Source organism: Mesorhizobium sp. B2-4-2, assembly GCF_006442845.1.
In the GTDB taxonomy this organism is placed as follows: domain Bacteria; phylum Pseudomonadota; class Alphaproteobacteria; order Rhizobiales; family Rhizobiaceae; genus Mesorhizobium.
Genome location: NZ_VFVM01000002.1, coordinates 215,303 through 234,280, shown reverse-complemented (window position 1 = coordinate 234,280; position 18,978 = coordinate 215,303). Strand labels below are relative to the sequence as shown.

General features: G+C 63.9%; 20 protein-coding genes. 11 read left to right on the top strand and 9 right to left on the bottom strand.

Going from position 1 to position 18,978, the window contains the following annotated elements:
- Window positions 1-367: 367 nt before the first annotated feature.
- The gene (locus FJ942_RS04790) at window positions 368-1,162 is read left to right on the top strand and encodes an SDR family oxidoreductase (protein ID WP_140496246.1); all 795 of its coding nucleotides are present in this window, start codon (window positions 368-370) and stop codon (window positions 1,160-1,162) included.
- 235 nt (window positions 1,163-1,397) lie between these two features.
- Here the strand turns inward: FJ942_RS04790 and FJ942_RS04780 are convergent, their stop codons facing one another.
- From FJ942_RS04780 to FJ942_RS04770, 3 genes are all read right to left on the bottom strand, one after another.
- On the bottom strand, window positions 1,398-2,291 hold the full coding sequence (locus tag FJ942_RS04780) for a DUF1194 domain-containing protein (RefSeq protein ID WP_318013178.1): 894 nt from the start codon (window positions 2,289-2,291) through the stop codon (window positions 1,398-1,400).
- Window positions 2,292-2,325: 34 nt separating this feature from the next.
- Entirely contained in the window at window positions 2,326-2,967 is a 642-nt protein-coding gene (locus tag FJ942_RS04775) for a hypothetical protein (protein WP_246679661.1), read from the bottom strand.
- A gap of 111 nt (window positions 2,968-3,078) precedes the next feature.
- A complete protein-coding gene (locus FJ942_RS04770) occupies window positions 3,079-4,077 on the bottom strand; it encodes a DMT family transporter (protein WP_140897291.1) in 999 nt (332 codons plus the stop codon).
- A gap of 151 nt (window positions 4,078-4,228) precedes the next feature.
- Here FJ942_RS04770 and FJ942_RS04765 point away from each other — a divergent pair, with 151 nt between their 5' ends.
- The 5 genes from FJ942_RS04765 (at window position 4,229) to FJ942_RS04745 (ending at window position 8,467) form a co-directional block, all read left to right on the top strand.
- On the top strand, window positions 4,229-6,202 hold the full coding sequence (locus tag FJ942_RS04765) for a BTAD domain-containing putative transcriptional regulator (protein ID WP_140513658.1): 1,974 nt from the start codon (window positions 4,229-4,231) through the stop codon (window positions 6,200-6,202).
- Window positions 6,203-6,376: 174 nt separating this feature from the next.
- Window positions 6,377-6,976, top strand: coding sequence for a rod-binding protein (locus FJ942_RS04760; protein WP_181168318.1), 600 nt, complete (start codon window positions 6,377-6,379; stop codon window positions 6,974-6,976).
- A 13-nt stretch (window positions 6,977-6,989) separates the two neighbouring features.
- On the top strand, window positions 6,990-7,415 hold the full coding sequence (locus FJ942_RS04755; RefSeq protein WP_140496250.1) for a hypothetical protein: 426 nt from the start codon (window positions 6,990-6,992) through the stop codon (window positions 7,413-7,415).
- A gap of 30 nt (window positions 7,416-7,445) precedes the next feature.
- Window positions 7,446-7,967: a hypothetical protein gene (locus tag FJ942_RS04750; RefSeq protein WP_140496251.1), complete on the top strand. Its 522-nt coding sequence runs from the start codon at window positions 7,446-7,448 to the stop codon at window positions 7,965-7,967.
- A 215-nt stretch (window positions 7,968-8,182) separates the two neighbouring features.
- Window positions 8,183-8,467, top strand: coding sequence for an SCP2 sterol-binding domain-containing protein (locus FJ942_RS04745; RefSeq protein ID WP_140513660.1), 285 nt, complete (start codon window positions 8,183-8,185; stop codon window positions 8,465-8,467).
- Between the two features lie 83 nt (window positions 8,468-8,550).
- Here FJ942_RS04745 and FJ942_RS04740 read toward each other — a convergent pair whose 3' ends face one another.
- Both FJ942_RS04740 and odc2 read right to left on the bottom strand, forming a co-directional pair.
- A complete protein-coding gene (locus FJ942_RS04740; protein WP_226880593.1) occupies window positions 8,551-9,108 on the bottom strand; it encodes an N-acetyltransferase in 558 nt (185 codons plus the stop codon).
- Window positions 9,109-9,374: 266 nt separating this feature from the next.
- Window positions 9,375-10,508, bottom strand: a complete 1,134-nt coding sequence (gene odc2, locus FJ942_RS04735) for an ornithine/lysine decarboxylase (RefSeq protein WP_140513661.1) — start codon at window positions 10,506-10,508, stop codon at window positions 9,375-9,377.
- A 685-nt stretch (window positions 10,509-11,193) separates the two neighbouring features.
- Here odc2 and FJ942_RS04730 point away from each other — a divergent pair.
- The 3 genes from FJ942_RS04730 (at window position 11,194) to FJ942_RS04720 (ending at window position 14,010) form a co-directional block, all read left to right on the top strand.
- Entirely contained in the window at window positions 11,194-12,093 is a 900-nt protein-coding gene (locus FJ942_RS04730) for a LysR family transcriptional regulator (RefSeq protein WP_140496254.1), read from the top strand.
- An 88-nt stretch (window positions 12,094-12,181) separates the two neighbouring features.
- Complete coding sequence (locus FJ942_RS04725) at window positions 12,182-12,850, top strand: DUF1007 family protein (RefSeq protein WP_140496255.1); 669 nt, start codon at window positions 12,182-12,184, stop codon at window positions 12,848-12,850.
- The gene (locus FJ942_RS04720; RefSeq protein WP_140522364.1) at window positions 12,847-14,010 is read left to right on the top strand and encodes a nickel/cobalt transporter; all 1,164 of its coding nucleotides are present in this window, start codon (window positions 12,847-12,849) and stop codon (window positions 14,008-14,010) included. The genes FJ942_RS04725 and FJ942_RS04720 overlap by 4 nt, the downstream gene beginning before the upstream one ends.
- A 149-nt stretch (window positions 14,011-14,159) precedes the next feature.
- Here FJ942_RS04720 and denD read toward each other — a convergent pair whose 3' ends face one another.
- From denD to FJ942_RS04700, 4 genes are read right to left on the bottom strand one after another with little or no spacing between them, the layout of a single operon-like run.
- Entirely contained in the window at window positions 14,160-15,134 is a 975-nt protein-coding gene (denD, locus tag FJ942_RS04715; RefSeq protein ID WP_140513663.1) for a D-erythronate dehydrogenase, read from the bottom strand.
- Between the two features lie 12 nt (window positions 15,135-15,146).
- Complete coding sequence (locus tag FJ942_RS04710; RefSeq protein WP_140513664.1) at window positions 15,147-15,359, bottom strand: hypothetical protein; 213 nt, start codon at window positions 15,357-15,359, stop codon at window positions 15,147-15,149.
- Window positions 15,360-15,419: 60 nt separating this feature from the next.
- Window positions 15,420-16,448 carry a cation diffusion facilitator family transporter gene (locus FJ942_RS04705; RefSeq protein WP_140556580.1) on the bottom strand — a complete coding sequence of 343 codons (1,029 nt, stop codon included), beginning with the start codon at window positions 16,446-16,448 and terminating at the stop codon, window positions 15,420-15,422.
- A 27-nt stretch (window positions 16,449-16,475) separates the two neighbouring features.
- Window positions 16,476-17,162 (bottom strand): GNAT family protein, encoded by a 687-nt coding sequence (locus FJ942_RS04700; RefSeq protein WP_140513666.1) that lies wholly within the window; start codon window positions 17,160-17,162, stop codon window positions 16,476-16,478.
- Between the two features lie 83 nt (window positions 17,163-17,245).
- On the opposite strand from FJ942_RS04700, the gene FJ942_RS04695 reads away from it, so the two are divergent.
- Both FJ942_RS04695 and FJ942_RS04690 read left to right on the top strand, forming a co-directional pair.
- Window positions 17,246-18,430: a pyridoxal phosphate-dependent aminotransferase gene (locus FJ942_RS04695; RefSeq protein ID WP_140513667.1), complete on the top strand. Its 1,185-nt coding sequence runs from the start codon at window positions 17,246-17,248 to the stop codon at window positions 18,428-18,430.
- 148 nt (window positions 18,431-18,578) lie between these two features.
- Window positions 18,579-18,953 (top strand): YciI family protein, encoded by a 375-nt coding sequence (locus FJ942_RS04690; protein ID WP_140496262.1) that lies wholly within the window; start codon window positions 18,579-18,581, stop codon window positions 18,951-18,953.
- The last annotated feature ends 25 nt before the right edge of the window (window positions 18,954-18,978 follow it).

The window sequence follows — 18,978 nt, the reverse complement described above, 5'->3', positions numbered from 1 at the left end:
CGTCCCAGTCGATCATGGAGAAGTTCGCGTCGTCACGTGAAGCCTCCGGTGCGATTTCGCACCACCGTAGTGCGTGTCTTCCGACTGCATGGCGCGCCTGGGCATGCCTACCTCTTGGCGTGGGGCAGCGGCGATGCGTCCGCCCGAAGGAGAAGCGCGATGAGCTATTCCACCATGAGATTTGGGGCTGTTGGCCAGGCATTGGCCCGTATGTTCGGCCGCTAGGCAAGCACCGGGCTCGGCATCCTTCGGCACTAGCATCGGAACGCCTGCGTGCGCTCGCGCGGCTTATCTAGCTGAGCGGCATCAGCTGACCTCCGGGCCATCCGTCCGGTCGTCTGGCCACCTATAATCGGAGATCAAGGGCATGAACATCGAACTCAAGGGCCGAAAGGCCATCGTCACCGGATCGACCGCCGGCATCGGTCGCGCGATCGCCGAAGGGCTGGCGCGCGCAGGCTCCGCCGTCGTCGTCAATGGACGTACGGAAGAGCGGGTCGCCGCGACGCTCCGGGAACTGCGCGCGCTGCTGCCTGACGCCGACCTCACCGGCATTGCCGCCGATCTCGCGACAGCCGAGGGCTCGGCGGCGCTCGCGGCGCAGGCGCCGGATGCCGACATCCTCGTCAACAATGTTGGCACTGCACGTCCCAATGGCTTCTTCGAGCAGGACGACGCCGCATGGCTCGACCTCTTCCAGCTCAACGTGATGAGCGGCGTGCGCGCCGCGCGCCACTATATGCCGGGTATGGTCGAGCGCGGGTGGGGACGGGTCGTCTTCATCAGCAGCGAGTCCGCGCTCGCTATCCCCAAGGAGATGATCGACTACGGCATGACTAAGACCGCGTTGCTGGCCGTGTCGCGCGGGCTGGCCGAACTTGTCGGTGGCACCGGCGTCACGGTCAACGCTGTCCTGCCGGGGCCGACCGACTCCGAGATTCTCGGCGGCTGGATGAAGGCCACCGCGAAGGAGCAGGGCATCACGCAAACGGACGCCGAGCATAATTTCCTGAAATCGCTGCGTCCGACCACGCTCATCAACCGGTTCGCGACAACCGAGGAAGTCGCGAACATGGTCGTCTACACCTGCTCCGAGCAGGCCTCGGCGACCACCGGCGCCGCGCTGCGCGTCGACGGTGGTGTGCTCCGCTCGATCGGATGAGCCGCGTCCCACCGCCGCGGTGGCATGAGGGTCGCCGCGGCTGAGCCAGCCTCAAATCGGCGCCGGCTCGGGTGCCTCATATCGGCAGCGATTGTCGGATCGTCGGAGCCGCCATGGGGTGCCCCGATCGACCGGGCCGAGATCAAGATCGACGAGGGGCCGTGGATCGATGCCAGGAGCCGCCGTCTGCTCTCGGCCCTCACGCGGACGTGCAGCAATGCGCCACTGTCCGGAATTACGGTTGAGAAGAGCGCCCGTCCGCCGGTTGCGGGAATTTCCCTTCGTTGTTCATGCTTACTTCCGTGACCAGCTTGCGGCGAAGCGCCGTGCTGTAGTCGTTTGGCCCTTTCGGCGTCATGACGAAGGCCTGGGAACCGCCAATGACCGATTTGGCAAAATAAGATGCCAGCGGATTGCCGGGATCGTCGTCTTCGGCGGGAATGGCGATGGCGTTGATCGTATATCCCTTGGCAATGGCGTTCAGCCTGCTCGGCTGAACAGGAAGTCCGTCGTTGTTCTCACCATTGGAGGAGATATCGATGACCTTCTTGGCGGCATTTCCAGGAAACTGGTCCAACAGAAGACTGCCAATGTCGATAGCCGAGGAAACCGATGTTCCGGATCGCCCTCGACGGATGACGCCGGTATCCCCTTTCCTGCTGATCTCCGCCGCCGCCGCTCTTGCGTCTTCCAGTCCGCAAATGCTTGTCCACGGCAGTATGGTGCGTGCGTGTCCGGGGCTCGACCATTCAAAGTAGGCCACGCCGATGCAGCCGACGTAATTCCGGCCGATGGCGGCGATGATCTCGGGCGAAGTGAGTGCCGCGGCATGTCCCTCGCGTTGCAGATCGGCGATCTTTGGATCAATCGATGCCGAGAAGTCGACCGCGAACACGATGGCGACGTCGACATTCGCTGCATGCGCCGGGAGATTCCAGAACGCAGAAGCTGCAAGTATCCCCGCCAGTCTCAGGAGTGAATTGGCGCGCTTTGCCAGCCCCCTTCCCGATGGCTTTGTGGGCGAAAAAAGATTGGCCCCGCCTATCCACTGCACCCGCCCGCGAAAGGAGGCCGCTCCAGAAGAAGGACCGGCGTCCTGATACATATCTGTAAACATGCCATTCTCCATCTCGACAACCGATCGTTGTCAAAGCCGCCCATTTTCAACATGTGGAAATTTGACGAGGGACCTTGGACCCAACGCCGAACAGCAGCAGATCGGCCTTGGTCCACAAAAGATAACAGCCGAGTAACGTCAGCGGCATGATGAGTGCCGCGAAGGACTCGCCCGACCAGACCACCGGCAAAGCCTGGCCGAGGGCGACGGTTGTCGCCACCACTGCCGGCAACCTGCTGGCGAGCACCGCACTGCGGAACGGATCGGGCCAGGCGGTCGGCCACACCGGAACCGGCCTGCCCGGCCTGTGAAAGGTGCTGCCGAACTTGCCGAGCGCATGCAGCAGGCCGGAGGTCGCCGCAAGCAGCGGGTCGCCGAGCAGCAAGAGCGCGATGCCGAGCCCGATTGCGCCTAATCCCGAGAGGAAGTCGCCCAGACGATTGAGGGTGGGATCGGGGACATCCGGCTTTGCCCAAGCCCGGTGGTAGGCTTCGCCGCCGCAGAAAAAGACGAGGGTAGCCAAGGTGAGCGCAACAGTGCCATGGCTGCCCGCGAAATAGTCCATCACCGCCGCGATGACAGCGCTTTCCTCATGCGGGCCGACTGGCGCGGCCGCAATTTGGGTTGCAAGACCTACGATGAGGCCAAGCGCGTTGCCACTGTTGTAATAGCCGCCGGGTCCGTTCATGCGGGCACCAAGGGCCGATCTCAAATGTGCGAGCGGAAGAAGGACTGTCCACGCGTTCATCGCAGCGCCCCCGCGGCCTGTCCGGCCGCGCTCGACACGGCGACGTTCGCATCAGCGGCAGTGGTCATCGCATTCCTCCACCGGACCTGAACTGTTGACGCGGCGTTCGCCTGCCCCGCTTGCCGGCGCTGTTACAAAGGCAGGGGCAATGTCGAAGAGTTGGTTCGAAGCGGTCCGCAAGGACTCACGTGCCTGCGGCGTTCGGTTCGATCGTGCCACGGAAAGGATCGCACCGAGAATGATCGCGGCTCCCAAGGCGCCCGGCCACGAACTCCGCTCGCCCAGAAAGATCGCCGCGCCCAGCGCCCCGAAAACGCTTTCGGCACTGACGATCACGGCGGCGTGGCTGGCCGGCGTGAAGCGGAGGGCAACCGTCTGTATGCCGAAGGCTATCGCGGTGGAGAAGACGCCGAGTATCGCCAATTCCGGACCGGCTGCGAATGCGGCGGCCAGCGACAGGTTGCCTTGCATTGCCCCGAGCGGCAGGGCGAAGACTGCGGCGCCGAGGAATTGTGCGGCGGCGGCGGTGAACGGCCGCGCATGGGCCTGCATGTGCCGGCCGAGCTCGACCGCCCAGAGCGCATAGCAGGCAGCCGACAGGATGGCGGTGAGATCCCCGCTGCCGAGGCCGCCGATCCCATCCGACAAAAGCAGGGCTCCGACCAGGGTCAGCCCGGCAGCGATCGTGAGGCCCGCTGTCGGACGCTCGCCGACGAGCAACCAGGCGGCCAATGGTGTCATTACGGTTGCCGTGCTCACCAGAAAGCTTGCATTGGTGACCGAGGCTCCGACATAGCAAAGCTGCTGAAGCGTGATGGAGATGGCGAACAGCGCGCCCACCCTGGCCAGGCTCGGAAAATAGCCCGCCCCGATCGCCACTCGCCTTTCGGTCAAGACAAAGGGCAGCACCAGCAGCCCGCCGATCAGGCAACGCAGACTTACCGCGCTCATGGCGTCGAGATGGACCAGCACCGTCTTTTGCGAGACGTTGCCGAAGCCCCACAATGCGGCTGCAAGGAGCAGCAGCAAATTGGCTCTTGTTCTGGACACGCGCCCCCCTTGAACCAAGCATTGCGTTGACTTGGCCGCCTAATTTAGCGAAGTCTAAATGACCTGCCGTCACGGGAGCGCTTGAAGCGCGGTGACGGACGATTGCGGAACGTTAGATTTGCGTTAGAATTTCGTCAGGCTGAGGCAGCAGATGCAAAGTGACGACGGCGGCGCTGCAAATAGAATCTCACTCTTCGGCGGCTTCCGTATTGAAACAACTGGCCCGCTTCGACTGGTCGGGAAACGCGGCCCGGCAATCGTTGCTTATCTGGCCCGATGTCCGGGCATGGCAGCAACGCGGGAGAAACTGGCTGACCTGCTATGGGGCGACAGCGATGGCGAACATTCGCGCAACAGTCTTCGCCAAACCCTCAGCGTCCTGCGCCGCGATCTCTCGGGTGTCGATCTTATCCATTCCACCGGAGAGTTGATCCACCTCAGGCCAGAGGCGTTCCGGGTCGATGTGGAGGAGTTCGAGACGGGTTTATCGGCCCGCTCCGCGCAGGAACTCGAAAAGGCTCTGGCGAACTACACCGGCCCGTTCCTCGACGGTCTCCATGTGGGAAGCAATGGCTTCGACGACTGGGTCGCGTCGGAACGCGACAGGTTGCTCGGTCGTGCGCTTGAATCGTTCGAGAAACTGGCTCGCCTCGTCGACGCTGAAGCGGGCCTCGTCCTGGCCGATCGCGTCCTCGCTATGGATCCGGCGCGGGAAGAATCCTATCGGCTCAAGATGGAATTGCTCCTTGCTTGTGGTCAACGCGACAAGGCGCTCAGGACATACGAGGCTTGCAGAAGCATGCTGAAGAAGGAGTTCGGCGTCGAAGCCGGCCCTGAGACGCGGGCACTATGGCAGTCCCTGCTGCTTGCTTCCGACACGGCGTCACACGCACCGTCGGCAAGTGGTGTTGCGGCCAGCCATCGCCTCGGACACCCCTCCATTGGCGTTGCCGACTTCACCAATCTGACCGGAAAACAAGGCGACAATTTTTTCTCCAAGGGACTGGTCCAGGACATCACGACAGCCCTTTCCGAGGTGGCCGACTATGTCGTGCTCTCCGCGGTTCCCCCGACAGATAAGGTCGGCCTGCGCCAAGAAGGTAACGCGCCGGGAGCGCTGCGGGCACAATATGTGCTCAGCGGCAGCATCCAGAGATCCGGCAATGGGTTGAGGGTGAATATCCAGCTTGTCGATGCCGTCGGCGGTCATCATGTCTGGGCCCAGAAGTTCGACGGCCAGTCCGAGAATGCGCTCGAATTCCAGGACAGGATCGCCCAGTCCGTCGTTCTGGCGGTGATCCTCGAACTTCAACTGACCAACTGGAAGGTCCGCGACAAGAGTCCGCCTGGTCCCCCTGAAGTGCGCAGGTTGGTGAACGAGGCGCTCATGAAATATTTTGAGATGACCCACGACTCGCTGCTGGTCGGGATGGAACTTGCGACGAAGGCGCTCTCGACAGGGCCCGACAACGCCCGTGCGAAGCGGACGCTCTCGATCATGATTTCCATGGGCATCGCGTTTGGCGCGCTGCCCCGCGAGCAGGGCAATATCGAGTATACGCTGGCGCTTGCCGAGGCCGCGGTGCGGGCGGTGCCGGACGATGAAATTGCCCGGTGCATCTTGTCATTTGCTCTCGAAAGTTGCGGTCGTATCGACGAGGCGATCGTCGAATGCCGGCACGCGATCAGCCTCAACCCAAATTATCCGAGCGGCCACGGCGATATTGCGATGCTCTTCGCGCTGCGCGGGCAGGTCAGCGAAGCCGTGCGCGAGGCGAACGAGGCGATCCGGCTGGGAACCCATGACGTCATCGACTACTGGCGTCACCACGGGCTCGTTATGGCGCTGTTTGCCGGCGGAGACGATCAGCGGGCGCTCGAGGTCGCGCGCAAGGTGGTCAGGACAAAGCCGGGCTTCGTTCGTGGCGCGCTTTATTGGGCCGCAGCCGCGGCCGCAACCGGCAATCGCGATGAAGCGTCGCGGGCCATCCATCATTGCCTGTCACAACTTCCGCATCTCAATCTGAGCAATGTCTGCCCTGGCTTTGTGCCGCGCTATGTGAAGGATCATCACCATTCCCGGTTCCTTGAAATGCTGTCGAGGGCCGGTCTTCCCCCGTCCTGAAGCCCCTCGCGTTCGAACGGATTCGGGCGAGACGCTTTCTGCAGGTCGTTCTCCCAAAACCGGAAGCCACTTTTTACGCGACATGCGTTGTTGAAAATCTGGCTACGCGGCTGGATACAGAGAACCCTGGCCTTCCTTCCTCCGCCCGCAAGCCTGCCACAAGCTTGTTGAGGCATGGTCTGGCCAAGGAAAACCGATAAAAGGCGGACTTTCTTGGCGATCTCTCCCCCCAGCGACATCGTGATGGATGTTGTCCGAGCAGCCGAGCCGGCGGATCTCGCGGCCGCGCGCGCCGCACTGACCAGGCATGCGGGCGGCGTTGCCGGCAGCTTTTCGGTCGAGGCCGCTTCGGCCGGGACGATGCTGTCGCGCGCCACCGCCGACCAGGCCATGGCGGCCGATCCATCCAAGAAGTTCAAGAAATTCGAAGCCATGGTGCTCCAGACCTTCATCCAGAACATGATGCCCAAGGACACCGAGGGCGTGTACGGCAAGGGCCTGGCCGGCGACATGTGGAAATCGCAGCTCGCCGAGCGCGTCGCCGACGTCATGGCCGAGCGTGGTGGCATCGGCATCGCCAAGTCGCTGCTCGCCGACCATTATCTCGAAGGCAAGCGCAAGGTGCCGATCGGCCCGGTCTCCGGCGGGCCTGAAAAGACCGAGATCGACCGGCAGAGCCGTCTGTCCACCTCGCTCGTCCAGGAGCTGCAGCGCAAGGCCGCCAGGTCCATGACCGGCGATGAAACGACCACAAAGACAGACATCAAGATCTAGACTGGGAAACGCCATGGCCGACTTTTCGGAATTCACCGCCAACCTGCCGGCGCGCACGGCCACATCGGAAGCCCCGGTCGCACTCGCGCGGCCCGGAAACCTTGCCGCCATCATCGGCCGCATCGAGGAAGTCGTCGAGCAAGAGACGGCCGGGCTGCGCAGCGACACCGGCTACGACCTCAAGGCATCGAACGCGCGCAAGAGCCGCTATCTCTATGAACTGACCCGTGCCATGCGCGGCGGCAGCGAAGCCGAGTTCCTCGAACAGCACCGCGAAGGCCTTGTCCGGCTTCGCCAGAAGCTTGCGAAGAACGAGGCGGCGATCCTGGCGCATCTGAGCGCCGTCAACGAGGTCGCAGGCCTGTTGCGCACCGCCATCCAGCGCGCCGAAACCGATGGCACTTATTCCGCCGGCGAATTCGGCCGGGCGCGCGGTTAGCGCGCGGTGGTCGCCGGCTCGGGTGCCTGAATGGTCAAGGTCATCGCCATCGCGGTCTGGATCTGCGTCGCCACCCTCGGCGCGGTGTTCTATTCGTTCCAGGCCGCCGGCGAACGCGGCGTCGGCGAAAAGCCGAAGCCGATGCTGGGCGGGCTGGACTACGTCAAGACCGAGGTCATCTCGGTGCCGCTGATCCGCAACGCCAGGATCGACGGTTATTTCCTGACCAAGTTGGTCTACACGGTCGAACCCGAGCAGATCAAGAAACTGTCGATCCCGGCCGAGGCACTGATCACCGACCAGGTCTATTCCTACCTGTATTCCAATCCGCAGATCGACTTCACCAAGAAGGAGACGATCGACCTCGACGCCTTCCGCGCCGCGATCCGCGATACCGTCAACACACGCGTCGGCGCCACACTGGTGCATGAGGTTCTGGTCGATCAGGTCAATTTCCTGAGCAAGGATGAGATACGCGACAACTGGTTGCGCCGCCGGCAGGAAGCCGGCGCCACTGCGTCCGAGATGACCAAGGCCTTCAAGTCGCATTGAGCCATCGGGATACCACTGGCCAGGGACGGTGATCGGCTCCTCGCCCGGCTGCGGCGATAGGAACCAGGCCCTGCAATCCGCGTTGACGTAAACGTCAATCCAAAGCTATATGCGGCAGCGACCGTGGCCGCGAAGATGCATGGCCCTCGGGCGGATCATGCCGGGGCGCGACAGATGCAACCGAACAGGCAGATGCAACCAGACAGGAGAACAGCGTGAGCGTTCAGGAGATTGCCGACAAGATCAGGTCGCGCGTGGCCAGCAGCGGGTTCGATCGTTCCGTGAAATTCGACACCGGCAGCGATGGCGTCATCGTCATCGACGGCGCCGATGTCTCGACCACCGATGGCCCCGCCGACTGCACCATCAAGCTCTCGCTCGACGATCTGGACTCGCTGATATCGGGCGATCTCAACCCGACCATGGCGTTCATGACCGGCAAGATAAAGGTCGAAGGCGACATGTCTGTCGCCATGGCGCTCAGCCAGTTGATCGGCTGAGACAGAAGACCGCCGAGACTGTTCTCGGGACGAAAACGCCGCCGTTTCGGGCGGCGTTTTTCGTTCGTTTGGGGCTCAGCGCCTCAGGCCGCCAGCGTCGGCGCCTTCAGCTTGCGCCCCGCGGCCTTCAGCGTGCCATGGACGCCGTCGAGCGCGCCCTCCACCAGTTCCACCGCGAGCAGCCGATGCCGCTCATACGGGCCCGGCATGGCCAGCGAACCGGTCTTTGCGGCTGAGAAGCCGAAGCGGCCGTAATAGGGCGCGTCGCCGACCAGCAGGATCGCCGCGTGGCCGAGACGCGCGGCTTCGGCGACCGCATGGCGCATCAGCGCCGAGCCGATGCCGGCACTCTTGAGCGAAGGAGCGACCGCCAGGGGCCCAAGCAACAGTGCTGCCGGACCGCCCTCGCCCAGCGTGACGTCCCAGAGCCGCACCGTGCCCATCACGGCGCCCGATGCGTCGCGCGCGACGAAAGCCAGGCCTTCCGAGGGCCGCCGGCCCCGCCGCAGCTTCTCCGACGACTTCGTCTTGCGCTTCGGCCCCATGGCGGCATCGAGCAACGCCTCGCGCGCCGCGATGTCATCAGGCGTTTCGGCAACGATGGCGAAAGCACGGGCACTCTCCCCCCTCGAGGGGGAGATGTCGCCGAAGGCGACAGAGGGGTTCGCCGCGCGTGAAGCGCTAGCCCCATGCGGTCCAAGAGACGTCGAGGCGGCTGAGACAAACCCCTCCGGCCAGTTCGTGACCATCTCCACCTCTGAGGGGGAGATGTCGCGCGCAGCGCCTTCGACAACGAAATTTGCAATGTCCATTTCCGCGATCCTTCACGAGCGGAGACTGTTCCACAGGCGAGCCCGGATGGGCGACAGACGCCCACCTGGGATGACCCGACGGTTCTTTCGAACCGTCAGATCACGTAGGATCGGAGAGGCTCGAAGCCGTTGAAGGCGACCGCCGAATAGGTGGTCGTGTAGGCCCCGGTGCCTTCGATCAGCACCTCGTCGCCGATGGTCAGCGACAGAGGCAGCGGATAGGGCGTCTTCTCATACATCACGTCCGCCGAATCGCAGGTCGGGCCGGCGAGCACGCAAGGCGCGGTTTCCGTGCCGTCATGCGCGGTCACTAGGGGATAGCGGATCGCCTCGTCCATCGTCTCGGCCAGGCCGCCGAATTTGCCGATATCGAGGAACACCCAGCGCACATTGTCGTTGTCCGCCTTCTTCGAGATCAGCACGACTTCCGACTTGATGACGCCGGCATTGCCGACCATGCCGCGGCCCGGCTCGATGATGGTCTCGGGAATGGCGTTGCCGAAATGCTTGCGCAGCGCCGAGAAGATGGCCTGGCCGTAAGCCTGGGCCGCCGGCACGTCGCGCAGGTAGCGCGTCGGGAAGCCGCCGCCCATATTGACCATCTTCAAGACGATGCCTTCCTCGGCGAGCGTCGAAAACACGGTCTTGGCGTCGGCCAGCGCGCGATCCCAGGCCGTCAGGTCGGTCTGCTGCGAGCCGACATGGAACGACACGCCATAGGCGTCGAGCCCGAGCGCCTTGGCATGGCGCAGCACGTCGACAGCCATCGCAGGCACGCAGCCGAACTTGCGCGACAGCGGCCATTCGGCGCCCTCGCCATCGGTCAGCACGCGGCAGAACACGCGGGCGCCTGGAGCGGCGCGGGCGATCTTCTCGACCTCCTCGACGCAATCGACGGCGAACAGCTTGATACCGAGCTGGTAGGCGCGCGCGATGTCGCGCTCCTTCTTGATGGTGTTGCCGAAGGAGATGCGGTCCGCCGGCGCACCGGCGTCCATCGCCATCTCGACTTCGGCAACGGAAGCGGTGTCGAAGGACGAGCCCATCGCAGCAAGGAGGCGCAGGATTTCCGGCGCCGGGTTTGCTTTCACCGCATAGTAGATCCTGGAATCGGGCAGCGCCTTCTCGAAGGCGCGGAAATTGTCGCGCACGACATCAAGGTCGACGACGAGGCAAGGACCGGTCGGACGTCGGGTGGCGAGGAAGTCGAGGATGCGCTGCGTGGCCATCGGGTTTCTCCATCACGCCTTTCGGCGCGCACAAGGGTGCGGACGCGGGCTGTCGGCCTCGCGAACACGCGGTGGACAAAGGCGGGACGGAAATCCATGGAACCAGCCGGTGGAGACCCCGGAACCATGAAACGCCGTCTCGCGGCGATGAACCTTGGCCTTGCCCGGCTTCGGTTCGCTTTGTCTGCCTTGGCTTGGACTGGGAGAACCCCGTTCCGCACTGCCGGCAATGATGGTGTGCCTCTTCAGTAACCCCGGTCTTTGGACAACCGGCAGAGAACCAGAAAGGCCCGCACCGTCGTTGCTTCAAGGTGTCCTCGGTCTGGCGGTTGGCCGCTAAACCGACTGGAGGGGTTGGCTCCAGTTACCTTACCGATTTCCCTCACCATTCAGAGGATCGGCGGACACCCACAGGCACGTGCGACTTTGGGCAAGCGCGATATAGGGGCAGAGAGATTCACAATCAATAAAAATCGTATCGCAGGTTGTAAAAATTCCGGCATCGAACAATGTTGGTTTCACCGTATCCGGATATCGAACGATGACAGGCACGCACGACCCTCTCGACCCCCTTCTGCACCCTCGCAAGATACCGGTGGGCCGGCCTGTCGCTGGCCCTTCCGGCGGCGACATTGCCCTGATACGGCTCGGCCGAAATCTCGACGCCGCACGAAAGGCCTGATTCATGGACACACTGACCCGCATGCGCGCCTTCATCGACGTGGTCGAGGCCGAGGGCTTTTCGGCGGCGGCGCGCAAGATCGGCCGCTCCAAGGCGCTGCTGTCGAAATATGTGCGCGAGCTGGAGGACGAGCTCGGCGCGCTGCTGCTCAACCGCACCACCCGCCAGTTCTCGATGACCGAGGCCGGCCACACCTATTATCGCCGCGCCTCCGAGATCGTGCGCGAGGTCGACAGTCTTGCCGATGCCGTGCGCGAATCCTCCGGCGACGTGCGCGGCAGGATCAAGCTGTCTGCGCCGCGCACCTTCGCCGACGCGCCGATCGGCCAGTCGCTGATCGACTTCGCCAAGCAATATCCCGACATCGTGCTCGACATCCAGCTGGACGACCGCTTCGTCGACCTCGTCGAGGAAGGCTTCGATCTCGCGGTGCGCATCTCGCGCCTGGAGAACTCGTCGCTGATCGCCAGGCGTCTGGCGCCGTTTTCCACACGGCTGTGCGCATCTCCCGAACTCATCGCAAAACATGGCATGCCGGTACGGGCGCAGGATCTCGGCCGCATGCCCTGCATCGTCGACACCAATGGCCGCGGCTTGAACAACTGGCAATTCAAGGGAGACGGCGAGGATACGGTGAGCGTCTCGGTCTCCGGGCCGATCGAAGTCAACAGCCCGATGGCGGCGCGGGCTGCTGCCCTGTCGGGGTTGGGATTTGCCATCCTGCCGGATTTCATCGCCGTGCCGGATATTGCGAGCGGCCGGCTGGTGACGGTGCTGGATGACCGCACCCTGTCGGGTGCCGGCATTTTCGCCGTCTATCCGCACCGGCGCTATTTGCCCGCCAAGGTGCGTGTCTTCGTCGATTTCCTGGTCCAGTGGTTCAGGACGCGCGAAACCGCATGACCGCCTTCAATTGCGGCGCGGTCCCATTTTCGCCCCCTTTCTGGTAACTGTCCACTTCTCTCCGAAGCCAAGGGAATCGCGACCGCGAATGCATCTGAGACGGCACGCAATCATGCTGGCTTCGGCCCTGGCGGCGACATTGGCCGCCGTTGGACCGGCCGAGGTGCATCCGCACGTTTTCGCCGAGGCCCGCCTCGACGTGATCCTCTCCCCGGATCACCAAAGCGTGAAAGCGCTGCGCCATCTCTGGCGCTTCGACGATCTGTTTTCCAGTACTGTCATGATGGAGTTCGACAAGAATTCCGACCTGAAGCTTGACGACAAGGAGTTGAAGGAGGTCGCCGACACGGTCCACGCCTCGCTGGCCGAATTCAACTACTTCCAACTCGTCACCCAGGACGGCAAAGACGTGCCGATGACGCCGCCGCCGCATCTGATGGCCAATTTCGACAACGACCAGCTGATCATCCTGTTCGAGTCCGAACCGAAGGCGCCGATCAAGCTCGCCGGCAAGATCGATATCGGCGTCTACGATCCGACCTTCTACACGGCGATCGATTTCACCGAGGACGCCAACATCACGGTCGAGGGCCTGCCCCCGAACTGCACCGACAAGGTGGTCCGCCCCGACCCGGATGAGGCCATCAAGGAAAACCAGAAGACCCTGACGGACGCCTTCTTCAACGACCCGACAGGCACCGACATGAGCAAGATCTTTGCCACCAAGCTCGAACTGACCTGTCAGCCAGAAGGATGAACCCGGTGATGAGACCGTCCCTGCGTTTGGCATTCGGCCTGTTGGCCATCAGCTTCGCGATGGTGCATTTCGCCGGCTCGGCTCATGCCCAGAGCTCGCTCGGCATCGGCGTCAACGATGGCATGGCGCCGACCACCGGCCCGTTCGCCCACATCCTGATGTGGATCAATCTGCGGCAGCAGGAGTTCTATCGCGCGCTCGCCACGGCGATGAAGGCGATGCGCCAGGACAACAGCAAGCTCTGGGTGCTCATCGGCCTGTCCTTCGCCTACGGCATTTTCCACGCCGCCGGCCCCGGCCACGGCAAGGCGGTGATCTCGTCCTACATGGTCGCCAACGAAGTGGCGCTGCGGCGTGGCATCCTGTTGTCGTTTGTCTCGGCCCTGCTGCAGGGCCTGACCGCGGTCGCGGTCATGGCAGTCGCCTATTTCGTCCTGCGCGGTACCGCCGTCTCGATGACCGATGCGGCCTGGTTCATGGAGATCATGAGCTTCGTCTTCGTCACCCTGTTCGGCGCCTGGCTGCTGTGGCGCAAGCTCGGCCCTTCCATCCTGCGCCTGTTCGGCAGAGGTCCCGCTTACAGCCTGTCGGCGGCTCACGCCGGGCATTCTCACGCGAGCCATTCGCATGCCGCTCACAGCCATTCGGCGCACGCGCTGCATCAGCATGATCATGATGACCACGGGCATGACCATTCGCACGATCATCATGACCACGGCGCGCATGACCATCACCACGATCATGGCGCGCACGATCACGCGCACGCGGCGGGCGAGGTCTGCGAGACCTGCGGCCACTCGCATGCGCCAGATCCGGCGCTGCTGTCGGGCGACCGCTTCGACTGGCGCACCGCCTGGACGGCGGTGGCCGCGGTCGGTATCCGCCCCTGCTCCGGCGCGCTGATCGTGCTCAGCTTCGCCCTGCTCAATGGCCTGTGGCTCGGCGGCCTGCTGTCGGTGCTGGCGATGTCGATCGGCACCGCCATAACCGTCTCGGCGCTGGCCACGATCGCGGTGACCGCAAAGAACTGGGCGGTGTATTTCGCCGGCGACGGCCGCATGGGCAACCGCATCCATTCGATCGTCGAGATCGGCGGCGCCGCCTTCGTGTTCCTGTTCGGACTGCTGCTGCTGTCGGCGAGCCTGACGGGCGGCGTTTGACCCGGAAGTAGCGCCCGAAGGTGTGTTGAGATTCAGGTCAGGCCGCGCCGAGAACGGTTGATATCGAGAACCGGAGCGGAGCGTACTTAAAGTACGTGAGCACCGGAAGCGCAGGTATCAGCCGTTCGCAGGCCGGCATCACCTGAATATCAATACACCTTGCCGCCCAGTTCATCCTCGATATGAGCGCGGATAATCTCGTCAAAACTCTTCTCGGCGCTGAAACCTAATTCCCTTGACCGCCGCGCCTCGAACCGCGTCGGCCAGCCCTTGACGATCGCCCAGATCGTCTCGTCCGGCTCCTCGCGGATCAGGCTCACCGCCTTCGGCCCGGCGATGCGTTCCAGCGCCTCGATCTGCTCGCCGACAGTGACGGCGACGCCTGGCATCGTCAGGTTGCGGCGCGGCCCGACGGCGGCGCCGTCGATCCCGGCCGCATGGATCAGGAAATTCACCGCCGAGCGTGGGCTGGCGTGGGTATGGACGACGGTGCGCGGCACCGGCAGGATCGCCTCCTGACCGTTCAGCGGCTCGCGGATGATGCCGGAGAAGAAGCCGGAGGCCGCCTTGTTCGGCTTGCCCGGCCGCACGCAGATGGTCGGCAGCCGGATGCCGATGCCGTCGAAGAAGCCGCGCCTGGAATAGTCGGCCAGCAGCGCCTCGCTCATCTGCTTCTGCGTGCCGTAGGAGGTCAGCGGCGTAGTGTGGAATTCATCGGGAATGACGTCCGGGAACGGCGCGCCGAACACCGCGATCGACGAGGTGAACACGACGCGCGGCGCAAACCCAGCCAGGCGGACGGCATCGAACAAGGCGCGCGTGCCGTCGAGATTGACGCGGTAGCCGAGATCGAAATTGGCTTCCGCCTCGCCCGATACGATGCCGGCGAGATGGAACACGACGTCGGGCCGCGACGCGACCAGCCTCTCGGCGGCGCCCGCCTCGGCGAGATCGCCGGTATGGCTGTGGATGCTGACGCCATCGATGGCCGGCGCCTGTGGCGGTACGATGTCGTGCAGGTCGAGCGCGGAGATCTTCTGGCCGCGCAGCCTGCCGTCCTTTGCCAGCCGTGCAATGAGCTTGCGGCCGACCATGCCGGCGGCGCCCGTGATCAGAATGCGCATGTCGAACTTCCCTTATTTGCTCTGATTTTTGCGTTGGCTGCGCGCGCGCAGCCAGAACACCAAGAAAAACGCCAGCACGAACGCGGTGCCGAAGATGCCGGCGAGCACGGTCGAAAGGCCGCCGAGGGCCAGCATGATGTTTGGCAGGAAATAAACGGCAATGCCGAACAGCAGCATGATCGACAGCGCGGCGATGGCGGCGTTCTTGGTATCGCGATCCATTATGCTGTCCCGGCGTGGCCAGGGGTCGTCGAGCTCGGATTCAAGGCGCTTGGGTTCCCTGCGTCAGTGATGGTGGCCATGATGCAAAGCCGCGTCATGCCCCTGGTGGTGATCATGGTCATGACCATGGTCGTGCTCGTCGCCGTCGTCGGCGCACTGGCCGAATTCAGGTTCCACCGTGGCATGGCTGATGCCATGCTCCGACGCAAGCCGCTTCTTGATCGCGCTGACCGCCTTGTGCGCGTCCACGCCCTCGTTGAGGCAGGCATGCAGCGTCGCCATGCTGCTGGTGCCGTCGATCGACCAGATATGCATGTGGTGCACCTCGCGCACCCCCTGGACCGTCGTCGCGATGTCGCTGGCGATCAGGTCCCGGTCGAGGCTCGGCGGCACCCCTTCGAGCAGGACGTGGGCGGCCGCGCGCATCAGCGACCATGCCGTGGACAGGATCAGCAGCGAGACCAGCACCGACAGGATCGGATCGATCGGGGTCCAGCCGGTCGCCAGAATGACGATCGCCGCCACGATTGCCGCGGCCGAGCCGAGCAGGTCGCCGAGCACATGCAGTATGGCGCCGCGCATGTTGAGGCTCTCACGGTCGCCGCCATGCAGCACCAGGAAGGAGCCGATGTTGACCAGCAGGCCGAGGATCGCCACCACCAGCATCGGCCCGCCCAGCACCGGCGCCGGCGTCTGCAGGCGCTCCCACGCCTCGTAGACGATCCACAGCGCGATGACGAAGATGGCGATGCCGTTGGTGTAGGCCACCAGCGTCTTGACCCGGCCGAAGCCATAGGTCAGGCGGACGGTCGCCGGCCGGTCCGCAAGATGAAACGCGTACCAGGCAAGGCCGAGCGCAATGGCGTCGGCAAGCATGTGGCCGGCATCGGCCAGCAGCGCCAGCGAGCCGGTGAAAAGACCGCCAAGCGCCTCCGCCACCATGAAGCCCGCCGTCAGGCAGGCCGCGATCAAAACGCGCTTCTTGTCGGTCGAGCCATGACTATGCGCGCTGTGGCCGTGCCCGCTGTAGCCGTGCCCGCTGTGGTCGTGCCGGCTGCCGTCGTGCCGGCTGTCGTCGTCACTGTGCGCCAATGGCAAACTCCCATGCCCGGATTCAGCTCAAGCGCCGAATTCCGCGCGAAAATCCTCGAGCCGTCGTTTCTGCTGGCCGGCACCGTCGAAATTGGCCGGATCGAGCCACGCCTCGTAGGCTTTGCGCAAGGCCGGCCATTCCTTGTCGATGATCGAATACCATGCGGTGTCGCGGTTTTCACCCTTGACGATCAGGTGCTGGCGGAAAATGCCCTCGAACTTGAAGCCGAACCGTTCCGCTGCGCGCTTCGACGGCTCGTTGCGGTTGTTGCATTTCCATTCGTAGCGGCGATAGCCGAGCTCGTCGAAAATGTATTTCATGAACAGGAATTGCGCCTCGGTCGCCGCCGGCTTGCGCGCGATGAGCGGCCCCCAATAGATGTTGCCGATCTCGATGACGCCATAGGCCGGATCGATGCGCATCAACGTCTGGCGCCCGGCGACCTTGCCGCTCGGTTTGTCGATGACGGCGAAGAACAGCGGATCCTCGCTCGCCTCCACCTTGTCCAGCCAAGGCTGGAAGGCGGCGCGGGTTTCCGGCGGATAGTCGGGCAGCCAGGCGAAGCGGCCATCGACGTCGGCCACGGAAGACGCTTCATAGAGGCCATCGCCATGCTTCGCGGCGCTCAGCGGCTCAAGCCTGACATAGCGGCCCTCCAGCACCTTGCGCTCCGGGCGCGGACGCGGTTGCCAGTCCTTGAGATTTTCCGACACCGAAAGCTCCAATCCGTTTGACTTTTGCGGGCCGAAGCTCACAAAAACGCAACCGCATAGCAAGAACCACACGGACGGGAAAAATGCTCCACACGATTTCGGCCTTCGATCGTCTCGGCGAGGAAAACGCCTTCGCCGTGCTCGCGAGGGCCACGGCACTCGCCCAACAAGGCCGCGACATCGTCAATCTCGGCATCGGCCAGCCCGACTTCAAGACGCCGCAGCACATTGTCGAGGCGGCGATCAAGGCGCTGCGCGACGGCCACCACGGCTACACGCCGGCGAACGGCCTGTTGGCGACGCGCGAGGCGGTGGTGCGCCGCACGCTGACCACGACCGGGGTCGAGGTATCGCCCGAGGCGGTGATGATCCTGCCCGGCGGCAAGCCGACCATGTTCGCCGCCATCCTGATGTTCGGCGAACCTGGCGCCGAGATCCTCTATCCCGATCCCGGTTTTCCCATCTACCGCTCGATGATCGAGTTCACCGGTGCGGCACCCATCCCCGTGCCGATGCGCGAGGAGAACGGCTTTGCCTTCTCGGCCGATGAGACGCTGGCGCTGATCACCTCGAAGACGCGGCTCCTGATCCTCAATTCGCCGGCCAACCCGACCGGCGGCGTCACGCCGCGGGCCGAGATCGAGAAGCTGGTCAAGGGACTGGAGGCACATCCGCAAGTGGCCATCCTCTCCGACGAAATCTATGACGTGATGACCTATGATGGCGAAAAACACTGCTCGCTGCTCGAGTTTCCCGAAATCCGCGACCGGCTGATCGTGCTCAACGGCTGGTCGAAGACCTGGGCGATGACCGGCTGGCGCATGGGCTGGTCGATCTGGCCGAACGGCGACAAGGGCGCCCATCTCTACGACAAGGTGCGCAAGCTGGCGGTCAATTGCTGGTCCTGCGTTAACGCGCCCAGCCAATTCGCCGGCATCGCCGCCATAGACGGCCCGCAGGACGACGTCGAAAAGATGATGCGCGCCTTCGATCGCCGCAGGAAGATCGTGGTCGAGGGACTGAACGCCCTGCCAAACATATCCTGCATCACGCCCAAGGGCGCCTTCTATGCCTTCCCCAACGTGTCGAAGACCGGCTGGAAGGCGAAGCAACTGGCCTCCGCCCTGCTCGACGACGCCGGCGTGGCACTGATCGGCGGCCCCGATTTCGGCATTCTCGGCGAGGGCTATGTCAGGCTCTCCTACGCCAATTCCGAGGAGAACATTTTGCGCGCGCTGGACAGGATCGGAGCGTTCCTGGCCAAGTGAGGCCTCCGGCGTTCGCCGCGAGTCCGCATCGATTGCCGCTGGCGGCATGGCAATGTCATGATGCGTCGGGAGGCGCAAGGCCAAAGACTGTGCCTGCGTGCGGGGAGCCGCTACGATCGTTGGATCAGGATCGAAATGGGGTGCCTCGATGTTTTATGCAATTCTTGCCTATCACGTGGAAGACGCGATCAAGGCACTGACGCCGCAGGAAGATGCGGCACTGATGACCGACCTGCTCAAGATCCACGACGGGCTCTATGCGAACGGCAGCCTCGGCCCCTCGGCGCGGCTTGGAGCGACCCAGTCGGCCTGCACCTTGCGCGGACCCGGCGACGGGATCGTCATCGACGGCCCCTTCGCCGAGACCAAGGAACAGCTTCTCGGCCTCTATGTCGTCGATTGCGCCAAGCGCGATGACGCGATCGCCATCGCGCGCGATCTGCGCCGCGTCAACCCGACCGCCGTCTACGAGATCCGCCCGATCGCGCTCTATCTGCCGGGCGTGGCGCTGGCGGGGGCCTAAGGCAACTCCAGAAAAAGTGCGTAGA